Raw genomic sequence first — 22,892 nt, 5'->3', positions numbered from 1 at the left:
AATAGAAATTTTCAATTTGATTCCAAAAAGCTGTTCACATATAGTTGTTAAGCAATGAAAATTTAAACATTCTTTCAACAAGGAGATAACATACGACCATGAAAACATTCGCCTGTCTGCTCACCCTCTTATTGATTACGACAACTGCCTCTGCACTCACGGCTGAAGAAAAACGTATCAGGGAAAAATATGGCACCAAATACAATGCCAAGGCAGTTATTCATCAAACCAACATATGCGTTGATCAATATATGCTGCTCAGCGACAACCCAGATGTCACGCGTCTGCAGCCATGGTGTGAACAAAAGGTGATTGATGGTTGGAAACCTTTTTCCAAGGCGGAAATGGAAAGAAGGGTCAACGCTAAGAAATCCACGCAAACCATTATCATTGAAAAATAGGTTACAGGATCATAAACCGATGTGAACGTTTTTTACACGTTGGTAGCAAAAAGTCTTTGCCGGCAGCGAATGCTGCCAGGAAGACAACATTCTGCCATAATTGAAAAATACTCTGTTTGATAGACAGCCACAAACAAATAGCCAGAAGAGAGCACCTTGTTAATGACGTTTTTCATGTAAAACAAGTAACTGACCGCTGCACAAAAATGTGATGCGGTCATTTTGGGCAAAATGGGTCTTGCTTAAATCGACAGAAAAGGCTTAATTTTTTCAAGCAATGCCGCATCAATGCCATCCACATTGACCAGGTCGGCAAGGCTTGTAAATGCACCGTTAGCTTCTCGATAGGCGGCAATGGCTTGCCCCACCTTCTCCCCAATACCCGGGATATTCGCCAAAGCATCAACACTGGCTGTGTTCACATTCAGCTGCTGTGCTACGGCAGCAGCTTGATCTGCCATATCCGTCATTGATCCAGCAGTCTTGCCAAGGTCTGTGGCCAAGATGGTTGCCGGGGTAACCAATAAACTTATAGTAAGAATAACTGCACCCATCTTTTTGCTTTGTCTAGTCTTCACGAGGATTCTCCTTTTTAAATTTTTCATTAAAATTAATCACTTCCGATATACAGAAATAATTATCATACTATAGAATGACAAGTAAAAAATTGGTAAAGAAACCAAGCATTTTCCATGACTTGACCAAGCCTGCCAAATTGACTACAACTGATTAACTTGCATAATTATGACTGGATGACCGGCTATTACAGTGACAGGGGGCATCCATAACCTTTCCCACGAGAGATACTATGGAAGATTTAATGTTAAATATGGAAAAACTGCAAAAGGAAGTGAACAGGGCTATTAAAGAACTGGCAGCCTCAAAGGATCTGGAAGAGCGTATAAAACTGAGCGAACTGATCAAAAACCTTTCTGAGGCAACAGGGGTCTATTTTAAATTTGCCTCGGAAATGATGATGCATGACATGGAATTTGGGGAAGATGAGCTGGATGACGACAAACCCTTTTAACAAGGGTAACTGCTCACAGGCAACCCACGGAGTTTCCACTTACCTGTGCGAGTGGTTACTAAAAAGGTAACTATTGCCCAGCACTCCACCTGGGTACGATCATCCTCAAAAGCAAAGGTATTCTCTCGTTTTTCTAGGTTGATTATGCACATCCAAAGCGCAGTTAAACAGTACCGGTTCAGAGTAACGGATACTTTTCCCTTTACCTGAAAAGTCACTTTAACATAAATCCACCCCACCGAATTGCCATGCCAGTGATACTGCCTGTATTGAATGCTGATGATTATACCGTCAACCCTAGCAAGATAATCGCTCTTGGACTGAATTATATCGACCATATCAAGGAGAGCCAATCCGTTGATGTCCAGAACTTTACGGATGAAATCCCCGCTGAACCGGTGCTTTTTGTCAAGACACCCAACGTCCTCATTGGCCCGGATCAACCCATTATCCTACCTCGATTTGTGAATGCATACGGCTTTGAAAATGTGCGAACTGATTATGAGGCGGAACTTGCCCTGATCATCAACGACAGAGTAAAGAATCTGGACGAAAACGAGGCCATGGAACATATTTTCGGCTTCACCTGCTTTAACGATATCAGCCAACGTAACCTGCAAAAGACCGACAAGGCGGGGTGGTTTCGCGGCAAATCACTGGATACGTTCGGCCCCATCGGGCCGATTATTATTCCACCCCATGCACTGGAAGATCCGCAAAACCTGGAGATCACCTGCCGCTTAAATGACCAGGTGGTGCAGCATTCCAACACCCGGCACATGCTGTTCAAAATTCCGGAAATTGTCGCCTATGTTTCCAAAAATTTTACCCTGGAACCGGGCGACATCATTATAACCGGCACTCCGAGCGGGGTGGGTCCTCTTCAAGACGGGGATGTGGTAGAGGTGGAGATAGACAAAATCGGGACGCTGCGCAACCCGGTAAAGGCAGAGTAGCCCGAATTTCTCATGAACTTTTTGATTTCAAACTCAATCAACTGATATTATTGCTCAAAAAGTAATTACACAATTAACAGTCTGTTTTTCGTTTTCAATCAAAAAGTTCCCCCTTCGGGTCAATAGATTTTTCCGCAGGATCTTCGTTACAAACCACTTGCGGTAGGTTACTACCGGAGTCTTCGCTTACCTGCTGCGCGGCTTGTGCCTTGTCCTGCGAAAAACTTTATTGATGAGAAATCCGGGGTAGCAACAAACGGATCAACTTCCATTGCTGTTATTCTCCAAACACAAACAGGACTCTGAAGCATTTGCATCGCATGCCCCAGAGTCCTGCAGGTCCATCATATAATCAAATACCAAAAAAGTTCTACTCAGGCAAAACTCGAACAGCTCCTTTATCTGCCGACGAGGCAAAATGGGCATATATTTTGAGTGCTGTGGAAACGGTTCTGTCCCGATCTGGTGTATATGCTGCAGCCCCTTTGTTTTCCTCTGCCAGTTTCCGTGCATTGAGCTCTTCGTCATCAACAAGCAGATTAATGGAACGTTCAGGTATGTTAATATCCACAGAATCACCATCACGTACAAGGGCAATAGCACCGCCACTAGCCGCTTCAGGCGATACATGACCGATGGACAACCCGGAGGTACCTCCTGAAAATCGCCCGTCGGTTACCAAAGCACAGGCAGCGCCAAGGTGCTGTGACTTTAAATAGGAGGTTGGGTACAACATTTCCTGCATCCCCGGTCCCCCCTTAGGCCCTTCGTACAGGATAAAGACTATGTCCCCTGCCCTGATTTTGCCATCAAGTATTCCCTCGCAGGCGGCTTCCTGAGAATGAAAGACACGGGCCGTCCCCTTGAAATGGAGGATGGACGGATCCACTCCGGCAGTCTTTACGATACAGCCATCTACAGCAATATTACCATACAGTACAGCCAAGCCCCCATCTTTAGAATAGGCATGCTTCATGTCGCGGATACACCCGTTCGCACGATCAGTGTCAAGCTCAGGGTACGTCGCATCCTGTGAGGCCATGACCAGATTACGTTTCCCGCCCGGTGCGCTATAATATAACTGCTTCGCCTCTTCGATCACGGTTGGCCGCATGATGTCGTAGCGATCCAATGCTTCCTGCAACGTCAGCCCATCGGCACGGTATACACTTGTGTCCAGCAGGTTACCCCGGTCCAGTTCTCCGAGGATAGCAAGAATTCCTCCTGCCCGGTTAACGTCTTCTATATGGTAATTTGAATTTGGTGCTACCTTGGAAAGGTTGGGAACGCACTTGGACAACTCATTCATGTCAGCCATGGTGTAATCCACCCCTGCCTCATGTGCAATGGCAAGGAGGTGGAGGACGGTATTGGTGGAACCTCCCATGGCAATATCGAGAGACATGGCGTTATTAAAGGCTGCTTTAGTGGCAATGGAGCGGGGAAGCACCGAGTCGTCTTCATGCTCGTACCAGGCATCGCACATGGCAACAATACGCTGGGCAGCCTGCTCAAAAAGACGCATACGAACGGCATGGGTGGCGACAACGGTTCCGTTTCCAGGCATTGCAAGCCCCAGGGCTTCATTGAGGCAATTCATGGAGTTGGCGGTAAACATCCCTGAGCAAGACCCGCAGGTGGGACAGGCAGAACGTTCGATAATTTCCACCTCTTCGTCACTGACACTGTCATCAGCGGCCATGACCATGGCGTCTACCAGGTCAAGAGCCTTGTCAGCCGCTTTTCCCGCTTCCATGGGACCACCGGAAACAAAAACAGCGGGAATATTCAACCGCATTGCTGCCATGAGCATCCCAGGGGTGATCTTATCGCAATTGGAGATGCATATCATCGCGTCCACCTTATGCGCATTGCACATATACTCCACAGAATCAGCAATGAGATCTCTGGACGGTAATGAGTAGAGCATTCCGTCATGCCCCATGGCTATACCATCGTCAATAGCAATACTGTTGAACTCAGCAGCAAAACAACCCTGGCTCTCGATCATGGATTTTACCTGCTGGCCAATTGCATGGAGGTGCACATGACCGGGTACAAACTGGGTAAAGGAGTTGACAATAGCAATTACCGGCTTGCCGATCTGTTCTTCCTGCATGCCGTTGGCCCGCCATAGGGCTCTGGCGCCCGCCATTCTTCTTCCGCTCGTTGTCTCTGCACTTCTTAATGGAATTGCCATGCTCTCTTCTCCCTTAAAACTAAAAAATTACATTACGTATGTTTACAGCAGTTCGCCTGACGGCAGTAAATCCGCAAGACCGACAATGCGGTTCCCAGCAACAGCTCAACTCCTGTTTTTCTGACACCTTCCTGGGGAGATCCCAGGTATGATGGATAAAAAAAGGAGCCTGTCGCACTGGCCCGTTTTTTTATTTTTTTCTTGTATTTTACTGTTAGTCCGCGATAGTACCTTATTAGAGACCTTTGTCAATTCTATACTGGTAGATACAATATGAAGCAGCAGGAGATTAATTATTGGATAACCTCTATGCTCAACAAGCATAAGCGGGTGTCCGACCTTAATATTACCGTTGGTAAGACCTTACAGGTTGAAAGTGATGGTGCTCTGGTTTCGGTGGACGTTCAGCCACCGGTCACAGAACTGACCCCTTTTCAATCAGAGGTGTTTGCTTTAAATATCATCGGCGGTAATAAACGGCTACTCAGAGATCTGGTCACCAAAGGTTCATGTGACCTTTCCTATTCTCTGGATGATAAAACCCGCTTCAGGGTAAATATATTTTCCCAACGGGGGTATTATTCTACGGTTCTCCGAAAACTGGAAACGACCATCCCTACCATCAAGGGGTTTCAATTTCCCGATGCCTTTTCCAAGATGTCGAAAGAGGTGAATGGGCTCATCCTTTTTACCGGGGCCACCGGAACCGGCAAGACCACTTCCATGGCTGCCATACTCAACCGAATCAACGAAACCCGTCCTGTTCACATCGTAACCCTGGAAGACCCTATTGAATACGTTCATCCACACAAGATGGCCACGTTTAACCAGCGTGAACAGGGGGATGATTTTGACTCTTTTGCAAACGGCCTCCGGGCCGCTCTTCGTCAGGCACCAAAGGTAATTCTGGTCGGAGAAATACGGGACAGGGAAACCCTGGAAATAGCTCTTACCGCTGCGGAGACCGGTCACGTTGTTTTTTCCACTCTCCATACTATCGACACAGGCCAAACCATCAACCGTATCCTGGGTATGTTTGAACAGGATGAACAGCCCCAGGTCCGTAATCGACTGGCAGACACTATCCGCTGGGTGGTCAGCCAGCGTCTGCTGCCTCGTATTGGTGGAGGACGGATCGCTGCCCTGGAAGTTCTTTGTACCAGTCTGCGCATAAAAGACCTGATCATCAATGGCGAGACAGAAGAAAAAACCTTCTACAATGTCGTCAAAGAGGGGTCGACACGGGACATGCGCACCTTTGACCAGCATTTACTGGAACTGTTTGAAACCGGTTTGATAACCGAAGAGTCAGCTCTCTCCTACTCCTCCCATAGAAGTGAAATCAAACGGGGTATGGATACCCTCAAGGCTGCTCGTGGTGAACGTACTTCAAGCATCAGCGGGTTGCACATGGAAGAGGAAGAAAAAGACCTGTTTGACAACTGGTCGTAAGATAAGCACTCTATATGCATAATTATTCTTGGATATAAATCACCATGATCAATCAATGCCCCCATTGTCAGGGAAACATACGTTTTAATCCGGACCAGCAAGGCAAACTGGAACAGGCTCTGGCAAAACTGGAACAGGGCCAGTTGCTTACACTCAAATGTCCCCACTGCCAACAGTCGATTAAAATTAACAAAGATGGACAATCACCCTCAATCGGGGGCACAATCCAACCTCCGCAACCGCCAAATCTTGATTGGCTTACCAGTGGCGTCTTTCAAGGTGAGGAAAAAGTAGAAGATGTGCCCATGGCCCTGGTCTTATATCAGCCATCAGCTGTTTGCGATACTATTTGCAGTGCAGTGGAGTCTGTGGGGTATCAGGTTGTTCGCGCCGAAACATCACAAGAAGCAATTGAAAGGATGCGTTTTGTGAATTTTGCCTGTGTGGTCTACCAAGCTGATCTCGAAGGAGCCCTTGAGCAAGCAACGTTCCACAGATACCTTAGCAAGATGTCCATGGAAAGACGACGCTATATATTTTATATCCTTATTGGACCTGTTTTTCACACCCTCTACAATCTGGAAGCAATGGCATACAGTGCAAACCTGACTGTCAATCTTGACGATATCAAATACTTAGATGTTATTCTTCACAAGACAATTCCAGATTACGAAGAGCTTTTCGGCCCGATAATGGAAGAACTCGGAGCGTATGGCAAGCGGTAAAAAAAAGAATTAACCTGCCGCCCTGTCTGTTGTTTCAATAAGCAGCGCATCAAGAGAATGGCCTCTTACTTATTGATGGACTCGTAAAAAGTCCATCACACACTAAAGATGGCTAAGTACAAAACCTGCGCCTTGTAGATCGAACTTTTGTACTTAGCCATCACTTATCTATATATTTTGAAAAGGGGCCTACTACAACACATCTCCCAGGGCATTACCAGCGTCCTTCACTGAAGTGAGCGCCTTGCCGACATTATGCCCCCTTGTTCCATTACCGGCTATCTTGAACAATTATCATTTAGCCTGATCTTCCCGAGTCTTGTGCTTATCTCGTTATGCTTACAATCTAGTAACGTAACTCTTCAGCAGCACCCCAACTCCCCAGGATCTGCCGGCCCGGCATACCGATGTACCGAAATCGGGGCTTATTTGCTAATCGGTCAGCTTGAGAACATTTGGAGCACTGCTGAATATTTACTTAGTTGCTCCTCAAGGAGCTATCCACCCCGTGAGTAGTTCGTCGATAACTTTGAACCTGATGCTGCCCGAACAAACTGGAATCCAGACATAAAAGCTAAAAAATACAGTTTTTCAACAAGAAACAGTTGTTTTTCCAGATCAACTCTGTTATTTGTTCCGATTTGGAGTAGTGGATGGAATTTATTTCTTCCCTATAAAGTCGTATAACCATTAACCTATTAAACGGCCGGTTTACACTGGTCAAAACAGGAACAACAATCCATGACTGACAACCGAACTCAACCCGCATCAGCGGCAGATGACAATAGCTTCGAAGAAATGAGTTTTGCCGAGCTCTTCGAGCAGGAAGAAAACAACACCGTTATAAATGTTGGCGAAGTCGCCATTGGGGCGGTCGTTGATATTAACAGCGATGCAGTTTTAATCGATGTCGGAGACAAAGCTGAAAGTTATATTTCTTTATCTGAATTCCGTCACGAAGACCCAGACAGGGTCATCAAAATCGGTGATGAATTTGAGGTATTTATCGAAAAGAGAAAAGAAGAAGGTGGACTTCTTCTCTCTCGAGAAAAAGCCATTGCCATTAAGGTTTGGGAGAAAATTGCGCAAATCCAGGAAGACGACGGGACTATTGAAGGTCGAATCGACAACCGGGTCAAGGGCGGCATGTCCGTTGACATCGGTGTTCCAGCCTTCCTCCCATACTCTCAAATTGACCTGCGCCCCGTAAAAGATCTTGATGCTCTGATCGGCCAGACTTTTGAGTTCAAAATTCTGAAGTTCAACCGCAAACGCAACAATGTGGTAATCTCCAGACGTGCTATCCTTGAGGAACAACGTGCTGCAATGCGTGAGCAGATGCGCACCACCCTTGAGGAAGGCCAGACCATTCGTGGCGCAATTACCAACATTACCGACTATGGTCTGTTCATCGACCTTGGCGGCATGGACGGCCTTTGTCATATTACCGATCTCTCCTGGGGGCGTGTTTCCCATCCATCCAAACTGTACACAGTGGGTGAAGAAATTGAAGTTAAGATCCTTAAATATGACAAAAATTCCGATCGTGTATCACTCGGTGTCAAGCAGTTGAAATCGGATCCATGGGAAGACGTGCCTGAACAGTACCCAGCCGGTGCTCAGGTCACAGGTAAAGTTGTTTCCATAACTGACTACGGTGTGTTCGTTGAACTGGAAGAAGGTGTAGAAGGACTTGTTCATATTTCTGAGATGAGCTGGTCTAAAAAGCCTCGTCACCCATCCAAGGTTGTGGCAGTTGGAGATGAAATTGACGTTCAGGTGCTCAATGTTGAAGCCGAAACAAAGCGTATCTCACTGGGTATGAAGCAACTGCAACCCAACCCATGGGATGTTGTTGAAGAAAGCTATCCAGTTGGCGCAGTCATAGAAGGCAAGATCAAAAACATTACTGATTTTGGTATCTTCATCGGCATTGAAGAAGGAATTGACGGTCTCATTCATGTGTCTGATCTTTCCTGGACTGAGCGCATCAAGCATCCGTCTGAAAAATATGCAAAAGGTGAGACCATTCAGGCGGTTGTCCTGAAGATCGACAAGGAAAACGAGCGATTCTCTCTTGGCGTAAAACAGCTCGAGCCCGATCCTTGGCAGGCCGCAGCCAATAACTATCCCATTGGCTCCACTGTGGAAGGAACCATTACCAATGTAACGGATTTCGGTGTTTTTGTTCAGTTGGAAGAAGGTATTGAAGGTTTGGTACATGTCTCTGAAATTTCAAGAGACAAGGTTAAAACACCGGTTGGCATGTTCAATGTTGCCGACACTCTCCAGGCCATGGTGATTAACGTATCTGCTGATGACCGGAAGATCGGTCTTTCTGTAAAAGCGCTCGAAGAAAAAGATGATAATGATGGAGAAGTTCCTGAGGAATACGCTCAGAAACAAACTGCAGGACCATCAACTTTTGGAGACCTTTTGATTGCCGCCGCTGGTGAGGACGACGAAAATAAGTCCTGATAGACAAGGGAAAATCTGGTAGCAATAGGATGTTTTGGTATCGTCGAAAAACGATATTGAAACATCCTTTTCTATTATACCGCATAGGCAGGATTCGTTGCCCCCACACTCAACAATGCGGAAGAAGATATTAAAAGGATGAATTATCATGCTTAAGCGTGAACTGGTCAACGCGGTGTCAGCACAACTTGGTGATTATTACAAACAGGATATCGCCCAAGCAGTTGAAATTATACTTGAAGAAATAGCTCAAGCACTTGCCGAAGAAAGAAGAGTTGAAATTCGTGGTTTTGGCAGTTTTTCAGTCCGAACAAGAAAACCACGGACGACTAAAAACCCCAAAACCGGCAAAATGATGGATATACCAGCTCGTAAAACCCTTCATTTTACGATGAGTAAATCATTGAAGGAGGTTTTAATAAAGGCTGAGTAACTGGTACTGTACATTATAAGAAAAGCCGGTAACTGATTTCAGATACCGGCTTTTTCTATTAGATGACAGCTATGCCATAGTTCAGGGATACTTTTTAGAGAAAAGGTTCGACTTCGCCTTTTCCTTCTCGCAGTATTTCCGGAAAATCTGAGATAAGAGAAATGACGGTAGATGGGTCAGGATAGACCTCACCGCCATCAATGATAAGATCCACCAGGTTACCGAACAGTTGATCGGCATCATAGCCGTCTAGAATACTGGTCACCCCTGATTCATCATCTTCAGCTGTCGCGCTGGTATTAAGGACCGGGTTACCAAGTTCCTGCAAAAGGGCCTGACAGATAGGGTTATCAGGAACGCGTATACCAACCGTCTTCTGTTTGGTGAGCATTATCTTGGGTACCAGCTTGGTGCCGGGCAAGACAAAGGTATAGGCTCCAGGTAAATTCTTTCGCATTAAGCGATAGGCAACGTTACCCACATGCCCGTACTCACTGATATTCGTCAGTGACGAGCACATAAAACTAAAAGGTTTATGCTTGGGTCGCTTTTTAATCTGATAGACACGCTGGACAGCTTTTTTGTTGAAAATATCGCAGCCGATGCCATACATGGTATCGGTAGGGTAACAGATTACACCACCTTTTTTCAGGGTCTCCACCACTTGCGCGATGAGTCGCGCCTGCGGATTATATGGATTGATTTCAAGTATCCTGGCCATTGGTAAATCGTGCCTTGCTTTTCAGTAAAAAAGGCGAAAGGGATATAACAAAATATTCCCGCTGCTGAACGGCTCAGAAGTAAAGCAGGAACAGCCTAAAAAATCCAGGGATTTTTTCATGTCCGCTTATTTCCTTTTAAACAAGAACATGCTACATTTTCAGCTCTACTCATATACCAATGCACAATTTCTAACCCAGCACACTTTTGTACAGGCCTCTTATTACGAGCTACACAAAGAGAGCTGTTGTTCTTTCCACAGATATTACATCCACACCTGCATACAAACCAAAGGTTTGGATCGATTACATTAAACCCAAAGCATCCGGCATTAATGACGCCACCGCATCAGGAGAGTTTATGCTTAACAAAGACATTCCTCTGGCCCTTACTTTTGATGATGTACTTCTGGTTCCAGGTCCGTCAGAGGTACTTCCTTCTTTAGTATCCTTAAAGACCCGCCTGACACGGTCCATTGACCTTTGTGCTCCGCTTGTTAGCGCGGCCATGGATAGTGTCACCGAACATAAAACCGCCATTGCCATGGCAAGGGAGGGAGGACTTGGTATAATTCATAAAAATATGAGTATAGAAAGCCAAGCCAAGGAGGTTGAACAGGTAAAAAAATCTGAATCCGGCATGATTGTAGACCCCATCACCGTAGCCAGTACTCAGAGTGTGGCTGAAGTACAGGCCATAATGGGAACCTATAAAATTTCCGGCCTCCCTGTACTTGACGGCAACAAGCTGGTCGGGATTGTAACCAACCGAGACTTACGTTTTGTCTCTGATGACGGCCTACGGGTCAGTGATGTTATGACCAGTAAAAACTTGGTCACGGCGCCGGTTGGTATCTCGCTGGAACACTCGAAGGCCCTGCTCCATGAGCACCGAATTGAAAAACTGTTGGTCGTGGATGAAGCCGGCAACCTGAAAGGCCTGATAACCATTAAGGATATAGAAAAAATAAAAAAATATCCCCATGCCGCCAAAGATGAAATGGGGAGGCTCCTTGCCGGAGCTGCCATAGGTATCGGCCCGGAAATGCTTGAACGAACCCAAGCATTGGTTAATGTGCATGTCGACGTGGTCACCCTTGATTCGGCCCACGGCCATTCAAAAAATGTTCTTGATGGTATTACCGAGATTAAGAGTCATTTTCCCAACCTGCAGGTCATTGCCGGTAATGTCGCCACTGCAGAGGGTACAGCGGCATTAATCAAGGCAGGTGCTGATAGCGTCAAAATTGGCGTTGGTCCCGGATCGATATGCACCACCCGTATTATTGCCGGTGTCGGCGTCCCACAATTAACGGCATTAAAAGACTGTGTTGCCGAGGCCGGCAAACATAATATCCCTGTTATTGCCGATGGTGGTATCAAATACTCAGGCGATATCTGTAAAGCCATCGGCATTGGCGCTCACTCGGTTATGATCGGTTCTCTTTTTGCCGGCACCGATGAAACACCAGGGGAGACCTTTCTCTACCAGGGGCGTAAATACAAGGGATACCGCGGCATGGGCTCCATTGGGGCGATGAAAAAAGGTTCAAGCGACCGTTATTTTCAGGAGCAACAAGAGGGGAGTAAACTCGTACCGGAAGGCATTGAAGGGAAGGTACCATATCGCGGCCCCATATCAGAAATGATCTACCAGCTCCTCGGCGGACTCCGCTCGGGCATGGGTTATACAGGTGCGGCCACCATTGAAGAGTTGCACAAACGTGCCCGTTTCGTCCAAATATCAGCTGCCGGGCTCCGTGAATCCCATGTTCATGACGTTATCATTACCAAAGAAGCGCCCAATTACCGAACAGAGTAAGTTTGCCCCGGATTTCTCGTAGATAGCATGTTCTTCAGTATTTTGGCTATGAATCCAGTCTTCGCTTACCCGGAGTCTTCGCTTACCTATTCATAGCCAAAAACTTTGAACCTGACGCAGCCTGCATCCATAATAAATCCGGGCTAAAGGTCCATACAACCATGGAACGTACACTTATCAACCACAGACAAACTACATGATATGACAAGTCATTCCGAAAAAATCATCATCCTCGACTTTGGCTCACAGACCACTCAACTCATTGCACGCCGCATCCGCGAGCAAAAAGTGTACAGTGAAATTCACCCTTATACCCTACCGCTTGATGAACTCAAGGCAATGCACCCAACCGGAATTATTCTCTCCGGCGGTCCGGCAAGTGTGTATGATGAAGATGCTCCGATAAGTGACCCGCAAATATTTGAAATGGGGGTTCCTGTTCTTGGTATCTGTTACGGCGCCCAGTTGATGATGGTCCAAAACGGCGGCCGAGTAGAAAAAGCTGAAAAACGAGAATTCGGCAAAGCTGATCTTGTCATCGACTATACTGCCGGCCTCTTTGCTGGTATGGAAACCGGGCCATCGCATTATCAGGTGTGGATGAGCCACGGTGATCGTATTGAAGAACTTGCCTCCGGCTTTTCTGTAACTGCGACCAGTAACCACTCTCCCTATGCAGCTCTCCGTCATGAACAAAAACCTTTTGTCGCAGTGCAGTTTCATCCGGAAGTCGCGCACACGCTTATTGGTAATGATGTCCTGCGCAATTTCATTTTTGGTATCTGTGGCTGTAAACCAGAATGGACAATGCATTCCTTTATCGATGCAACAGTCAAGGAAATTCAAGAAAAAGTAGGGGAGGAAAAGGTCATCTGTGCCCTTTCCGGCGGAGTTGACTCATCGGTGGTTGCCGCTCTGATCCACAAGGCTATTGGCGACCAACTAACGTGTATCTATGTCAATAATGGCCTTATGAGGACCGGAGAGTCTGAAAGTATTCTTAATTTTTTCAACCAGAAAACCAGTCTGCAGCTCATCGATGTCAATGCGGAATCATTCTTTCTGGAAAAACTGCAAGGTATTGCAGATCCCGAAGAAAAAAGGAAAAGAATTGGCTTTGGGTTTATAGAAATATTTGAGAAAGAAGCGAAAAAATTGGGTGATGTGAAATTTCTAGCCCAAGGTACCCTGTACCCGGACGTGATCGAATCGGTCGTCTTCCGGGGGAAGGCTCCTATTAAATCCCATCATAATGTGGGCGGGTTACCGGAAAGAATGCATCTTGACCTGATTGAACCGCTCAGGGAACTCTTTAAGGATGAAGTTCGCGAACTCGGGCTCGAGCTCGGCCTCCCGGAACAGGCCATCTACCGTCAGCCTTTTCCAGGCCCCGGCCTTGGAATCCGTATCATGGGTGAGGTCACCGGTGAGCGCCTTCACATCCTTCGCCAGGCAGATGTTATCGTTCTAGAAGAGATAAGAGATGCCGGCTGGTACCGCAAGGTCTGGCAGTCTTTTGCGGTGTTGCTTCCGATCCAGACTGTTGGAGTTATGGGGGACGGACGAACCTATGAGCATGTTATTGCTTTACGATGCGTTGATTCCATAGACGCGATGACCGCGGATTGGTCACGCCTGCCCTATGATATTCTCGGTCGTATTTCCAACCGAATTATCAATGAGGTTCGAGGCGTTAACCGCGTCGTGTATGACATTTCATCAAAGCCTCCATCCACTATCGAATGGGAATAAAGAGTATATTATGCTGAAAACAGGCATCTACGTTGATGCCGAAAACATCAAAATGAGCGGTGGATATGGCATGCGTTACGATGTCCTGGTGGACATTGCCAACGAAGGCCATTCCGCCCTGCTCAGGGCCAATTGTTACCTTGCTGAAGATCGCGAAAGGACCCAAAGCGATCAGGAGTATCGCCAAAAAGTGTACTCCTATCACGATATTCTCCGCCAGTGCGGATTCAAGGTGATTAAAAAATATGTGCGTCGCTTTCAAGATGACGAAGGTAATATAACGACCAAGGCTAATGCTGATATGGATCTGGCCATTGATGCTCTGTTGCAGGCGCGCAACCTTGATCGCATTATCCTGCTCACTGGTGATGGTGACTTTATTCGCTTGATTATCGCCTTACAAAATATGGGATGCAGGGTTGAAGTGATCGGTTTCCATAATGTGAGTAATGCGTTACGAGAGGTTGCCGACTCGTACATGTCCGGCTTCCTCATCCCCGGTCTTCTTCCTATCAACACTCATTGCTCCCAGGATTGCGCCCATGATCAATGGCAACGCGGTACGGTAGCTAATTTTAATATGGAAAGAGGATTTGGCTTTTTCCGCTACTACCGATTGCAAAATAAACGCCTTTTTCCATACACTGTCTTTTTTCACCTCTCTAAATCTACCCTGGGTTCGGATCAATATTTCCTTGATCAAGGAAGAATTTTCGAATTTCGTATCGTTGAAAACCCTGCAAACAATAACCGCTCAGAGGCATGGGATATCAGGCTCCTCAAAGAGCCATGACCTGCTGCACTCTATCTTGTCACTCTTTTTCCAACAGTGACAAGATATTTGCGTTCTTGATTGAATCATACTTAACCGATGGTTATGCTTTAACCAGTGGATTATGTATATCCTTTATAATCAAATGGATGTGAGACCTGCGACCATGAAAGGCTCTTGAGAATTATTTTTTTCTAACAGCTAACCCGAAAGGGGAACTTTTTGATTGAAAATAAAAAACAGACTGTTAACTGAGTGTATAATCAAAAAGTTTATGAGAAATTCGGGCTAGGTTTTTCTCCTGCACGCAGGCTCCTAATCACAGGGCGGTTATGTTCCCTCTTTTTTAAATTCGAAAAAGGCACACCTCCTCAGCACCATGATTGACAACGCACTTCTTTTAGCCGGTGATATAGGCGGTACCAAAACAACCCTCGCGCTGTACCACCAGGGGCAATCGCCCGCGCACCCGCTGGCTCAACATACTTTTCAAAATAGCAGGGCAACAGATTTTCATCAACTCATCGAGCGGTTCCTCCAGCAAACTAAATCAAGTCCTGCTTTCGCCTGCTTTGGTATTGCCGGTCCTGTGCTTGGCAACCAGGCAGAAATGACAAATCTTGACTGGACTATCTCTGGCGAAGATCTTCAGCAACAATTTCACTTTCAACAGGCTTTCTTGATCAACGATTTGGTTGCGACTACCATGGGAGCAGTCCTGCTGCCGGTGGCCGACCTCCAGACACTCAATATCGGCAGTCCTGTAGCAGGTTCTGCGGTTGCAGTGCTTGCCCCTGGCACCGGACTGGGACAGAGCTTCTTAACCCATGACGGCACTCAGCTCGTTCCCCACCCATCTGAAGGTGGTCACATTAGTTTTGCACCTAGAGATACACGACAAATGCAGTTGCTTGCCCACTTACAGCAGAAATATGCACATGTCTCTGCTGAACGCGTCTGTTCCGGCAGCGGATTACCCAATCTGCTTGACTTTATGCAGACACAGATACCGATGCCCCCTCAATTTACCCACGACCTGGCCTCTGCTATTGATAAAACACCGGTAATCGTGAGCACTGCTCTGGAAGCTTTACATAATAATCAAACCAACCATATTGCCTTGCAAACTGTTTTCCTTTTTGTAGATATCCTTGCCGATCAGGCAGCCAACCTAGCCCTGACCACCATGGCCCTGGGGGGAATTTTTCTTGGCGGTGGGCTTGCTCCAAGACTTGCCCCCTTTATTAACCAGGAACATTTCATGACTCTTTTTACCAGAGGCATTTATCACGACCTGTTACAAAATATTCCTATCAAAATTATAATCAACCCGCAGACAGCAACCATGGGTGCAGCTGCATACGGATTTCAAAAAATAGCAACACTAAAAAACATTTCTTAGCTGGTTCATAGGAGCTGTTATGAGCAAAAGCATGATCAAAAAGGTCATCATCATCTCTGTTATCCTTGTCCTGGTCCTGCTCTTCAAATTTTTCGGATTGGGCGACTACCTGAGCCTTGACTTTCTCAAACAAAAGCAAGATGCCCTGCTGAGTATGTACGAAGCTCGACCACTGCTTATTTTATCCCTCTATTGCTTCACCTATATTGGTGTGACAGCGCTTTCCCTTCCAGGGGCGGCAGTAATGACTCTGGCCGGCGGCGGACTGTTTGGTCTGTTCACAGGCACAGTTGCGGTCTCTTTTTCCTCAACCATCGGAGCCACTCTGGCCTGTATCGTCGCCCGTTTTCTGTTACGTGACTGGGTGCAAAAAAAATTCGGAGATAAACTGGTAAAAATCAACCAAGGAATGGCTAAGGAGGGTGGTTTTTATTTGTTCAGTCTCCGACTGGTACCGCTGTTTCCCTTTTTTGTGATCAATCTGGTCATGGGATTGACATCAATTCGCCTGGTCACCTACTACTGGGTCTCTCAGCTGGGCATGCTGCCGGCGACCATTGTTTACGTTAATGCCGGAAAAGAATTAGCAAAGATCGACAGCCTGGCCGGCATCCTCTCACCACGTCTCATTGTTTCTTTTGCCTTGCTCGGCTTCCTGCCGATTCTCACCAAAAAACTCCTTGCACTGTATCAAGCAAAAAAAGGGTATCCCTCCAGCTAACTGGAAATGGAGAGAAAAAATGCATAAATATGAATATGATATAGGTATTATTGGTGGCGGCGCAGCAGGACTGACCATCACAGCCGGTGCTGCCCAACTGGGGGCGCGAACGCTACTGATAGAAAAAGAACAGCTCCTGGGAGGTGACTGCCTCCATTATGGGTGTGTTCCCAGTAAAACCCTTATCAAATCAGCCCACGTTTACCACAATATCAAACAAAGCCAAAAATTCGGTCTGCCGCAAGCTACCATCGGACCTGTACACTTCCCGGATATTGCAGACCGTATTCAGCGGGTGATCAATACCATCCAGGTCCATGATTCGGTGGAGCGTTTTTGTAAGCTTGGTGCCCAGGTTGCCTTTGGTCATCCTGAATTTATAGACGAACACGCTGTACGCCTCAACGGGAAGAACCATTCTGCAAAATTCTGGGTCATTGCAACCGGATCTGAACCTTCACCACCGGAAGGGGAACCGCTTACTCATATAGACTACATTACCAATAAAGACATCTTCTCCTTGGATGCTTTACCCAAATCCATGGTGGTCCTTGGTGCAGGTCCCATAGCCATGGAGATGGCCCAGGCCTTTAACCGGCTTGGCACCGCTGTCACAGTTGTCCAGCGCTCAGCACAAATTCTCAGTAAAGAAGACAAGGATATGGCTGATACGGTCATGGAGGTACTTACCCAAGAAGGGATTCGGTTTTATCTCAATGCTACCGTAGTTGAAGCCCATCAAAAAAATGGGGTCAAAAACATTGTGATAGAGGGAAGCGGTGGCCAACGGGAAACATTGACGGCTGACACAGTTCTTCTTGCCCAGGGACGCTCACCTAATGTGCGCAATCTAGGGCTGGACCATATAGGCCTGAACTACAGTCCTTCAGGGATTGCCGTTGATCAACGACTGCGAACCAACCATCCACATATTTTTGCCGCTGGTGATATCACCGGTCGATTTCAATTCACTCATGCTGCGGGGTATGAAGGTGGTATAGTTGTGTCTAACACTCTTTTTCGCCTGCCGCGCAAGGCCGACTATACCTGGATGCCGTGGTGTACATACACTGATCCGGAACTGGCCTCCCTTGGCTATAATGAAAAAAGAGCACGTGCAGCCGGAATTGACTTTACAGTATGGACCGAAGAGTTCAGCAACAACGATCGAGCACAGGCCGAAGGAGAAACCACCGGCAAGCTCAAGCTACTGCTCAACGACAAGGAAAAACCGATAGGTGTGCAGATTGCAGGTCCAAGGGCCGGCGACCTGCTCGGTGAATGGGTCGCCATCCTCAGTGGCGGTGTCAAGCTCTCAACCCTGGCAGGAACCGTACATCCCTACCCCACGCTGGGGGAAATCAACAAAAGAGTAGCAGGCAGTTATCTATCGCCGAAAATTTTTTCCAACACTGTGAAAAAAGGACTACAGTTCTTTTTCCAGCTCAAAGGACCGGTAAGCGACCCCTGCTCTAGACTTGAGAACTAACCCCCGGCCTTGACTAACGCGCATGGAAGTATAATTATATCGGAGGAATTTTAAACGCCTGTTGCAAACGTTTATAATCCACCATCGGGAAGTGTCGTGCTCAGCATAAAGGCATCCCGGACTGAAAACATGTACCTTTAGGAGAATTTGTGAATGCAAATTAATCAACATTTTTCAAGGAGAACCCTACGCAGCGCCCTTGTTTTCTGCGTTATAGCTTTATTCACAACTATCAATGTCCACGCTCAGGATGAAGCTGACATAGCCCTGCTTGACCGCTCTGCCAAAGCCTTTGCCTCGGTGGTCAAAAAGGCTGGTCCTGCAGTGGTTCATGTGGCGGTTGAAAAAGCTATGACCGGTGGCATGCAAGTCAGCCCCCACGATTTTTTTAATGACCCGTTTTTTGAGCGATTCTTCGGGCCCCAGTTCAAACAGCCTCGCGGGAAGCAGCAGCCTCGCCAATATCGTCAGCAGGGTGCAGGGTCGGGATTTATTTTTGACAGCAACGGCTATATCCTCACCAATAACCATGTGGTTGAAGGTGCTGAAAAAATAACGGTCCGCCTTGATGATAAACGGGAGTTCAAAGCTAAAGTCATCGGCACCGATCCTCAATCCGATGTGGCCATCATCAAGATTGACGGTACAAACCTGCCGACCCTTCCCTTGGGGAATTCAGACAATCTGGAAGTTGGCGAATGGGTCATTGCCATCGGTAGTCCTTTTGAGCTTAACCAAACGGTAACGGTTGGTGTGGTAAGTGCCAAAGGACGGAACCGGGTGGGCATCACTGATTATGAAAATTTTATTCAGACCGATGCTGCCATTAACCCCGGCAACTCAGGTGGCCCCTTGCTGAATATACATGGGGAAGCCATTGGTCTTAATACTGCTATTTTTTCAAAAAGTGGTGGTTATATGGGGATAGGCTTTGCCATTCCCATCAACATGGCTCAGTCCATCAAGCAACAGTTACTCGACCACGGCAAAGTTACCCGTGGTTGGTTAGGTGTCGTGATCCAGGATGTGACAGAAGACCTGGCAGACTCCTTTGGATTGGATAATACCAGTGGTGTTTTGATCGCAGAAGTTAGCGATGATTCACCCGCTGCCAAAGCCGGTCTCAAACAGGGGGATGTCCTGGTTGCTCTAGACACTGTTCCCTTGGCCAATGTAGCTGACCTGCGCAACAAAATTGCCATGACTCCACCAGATTCAAACGTCAGCCTGAAACTTATCAGAGACGGAAAGACTAAAAATATATCAGTTACCATTGGTCAACAACCAGCAAACATGTCCGCAAGGCAACCGGCCGGCACATCACAAACGACGACCCTGGGAGAATTTGGGCTATCGCTCCAGGAACTCACCCCTGAACTTGCTGAACAATTTGAATACGAGCAAAACCAAGGTGTTTTGATTACGGCGGTTGAGCCGGACAGCCCTGCCGGACGGATCGGCCTGCAGGCCGGACAATTAATTGAAGAGGTGAACAGACAGCAGGTGGACAGCCTCTCTGCATTGAAAAAAGTTCTATCCTCCAGCAAAAATAAAAACCAGGTGCTTCTCCGCATCCGCTCAGGCAAATCAAGCCAATACGTTGTACTGAGAAACGAATAACCTGGTAGCCTCTACGAGCCGGTGGATATATTCCACCGGCCTATCTTCTTTCTTTCCTGTCTTTTCCGGGCCGCAAAACAGTAAAGGGTCTATTGGTTGTTAATAAATACCCGTACATCCAGCCACCACTTTCACGCAGGAGATCATATGTCTCACCAGATTGATTTTTCACGTTTCGATTCCAGACAGGAGTTCACTTCCAACGGAAAGTCATACTCCCATTACGCTGTCAAGAGTCTTGACGATCTCGGGTTTGGCCCAGTGTCCAGATACCCTTTTTCTATCCGCATCCTGCTTGAAAATTTGCTTCGCTATTTCCACCGTAACATGGTGACTGGCAGCCAGCTCGAGGCCCTGGCTTCATGGCGACCAGACGTTTTACCCAACATGGGCATTCCCTTTATGCCAAGTCGAGTTGTTCTCCAGGATTTCACAGGCGTTCCTGCTTTGGTCGATCTTGCAGCACTTCGCTCGGCTGTTGCCCGCAATGGAGGTGACCCTGCGTCCATGAACCCTTTCATTCCGGTGGATTTGGTAATAGACCACTCCATCCAGGTAGACAAGTATGGGTCAAAGGATGCGTTCAACTTTAACGTTGCCCGTGAAATGGAGCGTAACCGGGAACGGTATACCATGCTCCACTGGGGGCAGAAGGCATTTGATAATTTCCGGGTCGTCCCACCTGGAACCGGCATTGTCCACCAAGTCAACCTTGAATACCTGGCCACCGTTACCCAAACAGAACAACAAAACGGAATCGACTATATTTATCCAGACAGTGTTTTAGGCACAGATTCCCACACCACCATGATAAACGGGATAGGTGTCATGGGATGGGGCGTCGGCGGCATCGAGGCTGAAGCAGTACTACTTGCCCAACCATACACCCTGCAGATCCCTGAAGTTATAGGAATGCGCTTAAACGGTTCGCTTCCCCCGGGAACAACAGCCACTGACCTGGTGTTGACCATCACTAAATTTCTACGTCAAAAAGGAGTCGTGGGCAGATTCGTGGAATTCTTCGGACCTGGGTTAGATACGCTTACACTTCCCGACCGGGCGACCATCGCCAACATGGCCCCTGAATATGGTGCAACCATGGGCTTTTTCCCGGTGGATAAGGAAACCCTGCGCTATCTGCGGAACAGTGGCAGAACGGAAGAGCAAGTACAACTGGTTGCCGATTATTTTCAGGCGGCGGACCTCCTGTATACATCAACCACGGCTGATCCGGAATATACTGCTGTGTACGATATCAACTTAGGTGATACTGTCCCCTCCCTGTCTGGACCTCGAAGGCCGCAGGATTTATTACCTTTGTCTGCAGTAACTCATGATTTTTACAACCAGTTTTCCAAACAGCTGGATGACCGCTCAACAGCCATTGAAGCGGGCAATATGGACGGTTGTCCCACCTGTGACACCACACCCGTTGCATGCGGCTCTCCTGACAAAAAATGCGATGAGCTCACCAACGGCTCCGTTGTTATTGCAGCGATTACCAGTTGCACCAACACCTCCAATCCAGACGTGATGATCGGTGCGGCACTGCTGGCCCGTAAGGCAGTGCAACTGGGCTTGCACTGCAAACCTTGGGTGAAAACAAGCCTTGCCCCCGGTTCCAAGGTGGTGACAAGCTACCTTGAAAAAAGTAATCTGTTGCCTGATCTTGAAACACTTGGCTTCAATCTTGTCGGCTATGGCTGCACCACCTGCATCGGGAATAGTGGCCCCCTGGACAAAACAGTGGCAGATACCATTCAGAATAAGCAGCTTATCACTGCAGCGGTACTGAGCGGTAACCGAAATTTCGAAGCCCGTATTCACCCGCAAATTCATGCTAACTACCTGGCCTCCCCTCTGCTGGTGATTGCCTACGCCCTTGCCGGGACAGTTTTGATTAATATGGAAACCGACCCGTTGGGCATGAGTGCTGCCGGCGAACCTGTTTACTTGAAAGATATATGGCCTACCAAAGAAGAAATACGTGAAACCGTACAAGAGGCCGTCACCGCTGACCTGTTCGTGGACAGTTATGCAACCGTTTTTGACGGCGACGAACAGTGGCAACAGCTCCACGGTGGCAGTGATAGTCTCTTTCCCTGGGACAGCGAATCCTCTTATATCCGCGAACCACCTTTTTTTACAGGTCTCAGCAAAGAATTACCCCCAACAACCAATATTCAACAGGCCAGGATTCTCGCTCTGTTTGGTGACACCATAACCACTGACCATATCTCTCCAGCAGGGGCTATTGCGCCGGATAGTCCTGCAGGTATGTATTTACAAAACCTTGGCATCAGCCCCGATAACTTTAACTCCTATGGTTCAAGACGGGGTAATCATGAAGTCATGCTCCGTGGCACCTTTGCCAATATTCGCATTCGCAACCTTATGGTTGATCGGGAAGGGGGGTACACTAAATTAATGCCGACCGACGCAGAAGTGTCCATTTATGATGCTGCAATGCAGTATCAACAAGCAGGTACGCCGCTGGTTGTCTTTGGCGGCAAAGATTACGGAACCGGAAGTTCCAGAGATTGGGCTGCCAAAGGGACAATGCTGCTTGGCGTACGTGCAGTGATTGTTTCTTCCTTTGAAAGAATCCACCGTTCAAATCTGGTGGGAATGGGAGTGCTGCCCCTGCAATTTGAGCCAGGCACAGACATTCAAACACTGCATCTCAACGGAAAAGAAGTCGTTTCCATTGCAGGTCTGGATGGTGAGCTTACGCCAAACCAACAACTTGAGCTGTGTATTGAAAGACCTGATCGCAGTCAAATAACCGTACCGGTCACCCTTCGCCTGGATAACGAGATGGAGATCGATTATTTTCGCAACGGTGGTATACTGCACAAAGTACTGCGCCAGATAATCACCGGGTAACCATACCCAAGGCAGGTAATGGTTGTGAAATCAG

18 protein-coding genes are annotated in these 22,892 nt (G+C 47.3%); 15 read left to right on the top strand and 3 right to left on the bottom strand.

Annotated elements, in window-relative coordinates; translation table 11 throughout:
• The first annotated feature begins 98 nt into the window (after window positions 1-98).
• Window positions 99-401, top strand: coding sequence for a hypothetical protein (locus tag ACHZCY_RS11780; protein ID WP_205224135.1), 303 nt, complete (start codon window positions 99-101; stop codon window positions 399-401).
• Between the two features lie 242 nt (window positions 402-643).
• Here ACHZCY_RS11780 and ACHZCY_RS11775 read toward each other — a convergent pair whose 3' ends face one another.
• On the bottom strand, window positions 644-979 hold the full coding sequence (locus ACHZCY_RS11775; protein WP_205224134.1) for a ComEA family DNA-binding protein: 336 nt from the start codon (window positions 977-979) through the stop codon (window positions 644-646).
• Between the two features lie 230 nt (window positions 980-1,209).
• On the opposite strand from ACHZCY_RS11775, the gene ACHZCY_RS11770 reads away from it, so the two are divergent.
• Window positions 1,210-1,431 (top strand): VHS/ENTH/ANTH domain-containing protein, encoded by a 222-nt coding sequence (locus tag ACHZCY_RS11770; protein WP_205224133.1) that lies wholly within the window; start codon window positions 1,210-1,212, stop codon window positions 1,429-1,431.
• A gap of 248 nt (window positions 1,432-1,679) precedes the next feature.
• The gene (locus ACHZCY_RS11765) at window positions 1,680-2,387 is read left to right on the top strand and encodes a fumarylacetoacetate hydrolase family protein (RefSeq protein WP_319549018.1); all 708 of its coding nucleotides are present in this window, start codon (window positions 1,680-1,682) and stop codon (window positions 2,385-2,387) included.
• Between the two features lie 370 nt (window positions 2,388-2,757).
• Here the strand turns inward: ACHZCY_RS11765 and ilvD are convergent, their stop codons facing one another.
• Window positions 2,758-4,587, bottom strand: coding sequence for a dihydroxy-acid dehydratase (gene ilvD / locus ACHZCY_RS11760; RefSeq protein ID WP_232371017.1), 1,830 nt, complete (start codon window positions 4,585-4,587; stop codon window positions 2,758-2,760).
• A gap of 273 nt (window positions 4,588-4,860) precedes the next feature.
• Between ilvD and ACHZCY_RS11755 the strand changes: the two genes are divergently transcribed.
• The 4 genes from ACHZCY_RS11755 (at window position 4,861) to ACHZCY_RS11740 (ending at window position 9,675) form a co-directional block, all read left to right on the top strand.
• Window positions 4,861-6,039, top strand: a complete 1,179-nt coding sequence (locus tag ACHZCY_RS11755; protein ID WP_205222447.1) for a type IV pilus twitching motility protein PilT — start codon at window positions 4,861-4,863, stop codon at window positions 6,037-6,039.
• 44 nt (window positions 6,040-6,083) lie between these two features.
• Window positions 6,084-6,764, top strand: a complete 681-nt coding sequence (locus ACHZCY_RS11750; RefSeq protein WP_205222446.1) for a hypothetical protein — start codon at window positions 6,084-6,086, stop codon at window positions 6,762-6,764.
• A 741-nt stretch (window positions 6,765-7,505) separates the two neighbouring features.
• On the top strand, window positions 7,506-9,242 hold the full coding sequence (locus ACHZCY_RS11745; RefSeq protein WP_205222445.1) for a 30S ribosomal protein S1: 1,737 nt from the start codon (window positions 7,506-7,508) through the stop codon (window positions 9,240-9,242).
• Between the two features lie 148 nt (window positions 9,243-9,390).
• Entirely contained in the window at window positions 9,391-9,675 is a 285-nt protein-coding gene (locus ACHZCY_RS11740) for an HU family DNA-binding protein (protein WP_205222444.1), read from the top strand.
• Window positions 9,676-9,769: 94 nt separating this feature from the next.
• Here ACHZCY_RS11740 and ACHZCY_RS11735 read toward each other — a convergent pair whose 3' ends face one another.
• Window positions 9,770-10,396: an L-threonylcarbamoyladenylate synthase gene (locus ACHZCY_RS11735; protein ID WP_319549017.1), complete on the bottom strand. Its 627-nt coding sequence runs from the start codon at window positions 10,394-10,396 to the stop codon at window positions 9,770-9,772.
• Window positions 10,397-10,755: 359 nt separating this feature from the next.
• Between ACHZCY_RS11735 and guaB the strand changes: the two genes are divergently transcribed.
• From guaB to acnA, 8 genes are all read left to right on the top strand, one after another.
• A complete protein-coding gene (gene guaB, locus ACHZCY_RS11730) occupies window positions 10,756-12,216 on the top strand; it encodes an IMP dehydrogenase (protein WP_205222442.1) in 1,461 nt (486 codons plus the stop codon).
• Between the two features lie 201 nt (window positions 12,217-12,417).
• Window positions 12,418-13,968 (top strand): glutamine-hydrolyzing GMP synthase, encoded by a 1,551-nt coding sequence (guaA, locus tag ACHZCY_RS11725; protein ID WP_205222441.1) that lies wholly within the window; start codon window positions 12,418-12,420, stop codon window positions 13,966-13,968.
• A gap of 10 nt (window positions 13,969-13,978) precedes the next feature.
• Entirely contained in the window at window positions 13,979-14,761 is a 783-nt protein-coding gene (locus tag ACHZCY_RS11720) for a LabA-like NYN domain-containing protein (RefSeq protein WP_205222440.1), read from the top strand.
• Between the two features lie 358 nt (window positions 14,762-15,119).
• Entirely contained in the window at window positions 15,120-16,142 is a 1,023-nt protein-coding gene (glk, locus tag ACHZCY_RS11715) for a glucokinase (protein WP_319549016.1), read from the top strand.
• A gap of 19 nt (window positions 16,143-16,161) precedes the next feature.
• The gene (locus tag ACHZCY_RS11710; protein ID WP_205222438.1) at window positions 16,162-16,863 is read left to right on the top strand and encodes a TVP38/TMEM64 family protein; all 702 of its coding nucleotides are present in this window, start codon (window positions 16,162-16,164) and stop codon (window positions 16,861-16,863) included.
• A 19-nt stretch (window positions 16,864-16,882) separates the two neighbouring features.
• Entirely contained in the window at window positions 16,883-18,352 is a 1,470-nt protein-coding gene (locus ACHZCY_RS11705; protein WP_319549015.1) for a dihydrolipoyl dehydrogenase family protein, read from the top strand.
• 153 nt (window positions 18,353-18,505) lie between these two features.
• Window positions 18,506-19,972 (top strand): DegQ family serine endoprotease, encoded by a 1,467-nt coding sequence (locus ACHZCY_RS11700; protein ID WP_319549014.1) that lies wholly within the window; start codon window positions 18,506-18,508, stop codon window positions 19,970-19,972.
• 147 nt (window positions 19,973-20,119) lie between these two features.
• The gene (gene acnA / locus ACHZCY_RS11695; protein WP_319549013.1) at window positions 20,120-22,858 is read left to right on the top strand and encodes an aconitate hydratase AcnA; all 2,739 of its coding nucleotides are present in this window, start codon (window positions 20,120-20,122) and stop codon (window positions 22,856-22,858) included.
• The last annotated feature ends 34 nt before the right edge of the window (window positions 22,859-22,892 follow it).

This window comes from Desulfogranum marinum (genome assembly GCF_963675105.2).
GTDB lineage: Bacteria > Desulfobacterota > Desulfobulbia > Desulfobulbales > Desulfobulbaceae > Desulfogranum > Desulfogranum marinum.
Note: the sequence above shows the minus strand (reverse complement) of the source record. Positions and strands in the feature narration are given on the sequence as shown.

Excerpts from the sequence above, each read along its gene's own strand:
- ACHZCY_RS11705 (WP_319549015.1), top strand. The coding sequence starts at position 16,883 with ATGCATAAATATGAATATGATATAGGTATTATTGGTGGCGGCGCAGCA.
- ACHZCY_RS11755 (WP_205222447.1), top strand. The coding sequence starts at position 4,861 with ATGAAGCAGCAGGAGATTAATTATTGGATAACCTCTATGCTCAACAAG.
- ACHZCY_RS11745 (WP_205222445.1), top strand. The coding sequence starts at position 7,506 with ATGACTGACAACCGAACTCAACCCGCATCAGCGGCAGATGACAATAGC.
- ilvD (WP_232371017.1), bottom strand. The coding sequence starts at position 4,587 with ATGGCAATTCCATTAAGAAGTGCAGAGACAACGAGCGGAAGAAGAATG.
- guaA (WP_205222441.1), top strand. The coding sequence starts at position 12,418 with ATGACAAGTCATTCCGAAAAAATCATCATCCTCGACTTTGGCTCACAG.
- glk (WP_319549016.1), top strand. The coding sequence starts at position 15,120 with ATGATTGACAACGCACTTCTTTTAGCCGGTGATATAGGCGGTACCAAA.
- ACHZCY_RS11770 (WP_205224133.1), top strand. The coding sequence starts at position 1,210 with ATGGAAGATTTAATGTTAAATATGGAAAAACTGCAAAAGGAAGTGAAC.
- ACHZCY_RS11700 (WP_319549014.1), top strand. The coding sequence starts at position 18,506 with ATGCAAATTAATCAACATTTTTCAAGGAGAACCCTACGCAGCGCCCTT.
- acnA (WP_319549013.1), top strand. The coding sequence starts at position 20,120 with ATGTCTCACCAGATTGATTTTTCACGTTTCGATTCCAGACAGGAGTTC.
- ACHZCY_RS11740 (WP_205222444.1), top strand. The coding sequence starts at position 9,391 with ATGCTTAAGCGTGAACTGGTCAACGCGGTGTCAGCACAACTTGGTGAT.
- ACHZCY_RS11750 (WP_205222446.1), top strand. The coding sequence starts at position 6,084 with ATGATCAATCAATGCCCCCATTGTCAGGGAAACATACGTTTTAATCCG.
- ACHZCY_RS11780 (WP_205224135.1), top strand. The coding sequence starts at position 99 with ATGAAAACATTCGCCTGTCTGCTCACCCTCTTATTGATTACGACAACT.
- ACHZCY_RS11735 (WP_319549017.1), bottom strand. The coding sequence starts at position 10,396 with ATGGCCAGGATACTTGAAATCAATCCATATAATCCGCAGGCGCGACTC.
- ACHZCY_RS11765 (WP_319549018.1), top strand. The coding sequence starts at position 1,680 with ATGCCAGTGATACTGCCTGTATTGAATGCTGATGATTATACCGTCAAC.
- guaB (WP_205222442.1), top strand. The coding sequence starts at position 10,756 with ATGCTTAACAAAGACATTCCTCTGGCCCTTACTTTTGATGATGTACTT.
- ACHZCY_RS11720 (WP_205222440.1), top strand. The coding sequence starts at position 13,979 with ATGCTGAAAACAGGCATCTACGTTGATGCCGAAAACATCAAAATGAGC.
- ACHZCY_RS11710 (WP_205222438.1), top strand. The coding sequence starts at position 16,162 with ATGAGCAAAAGCATGATCAAAAAGGTCATCATCATCTCTGTTATCCTT.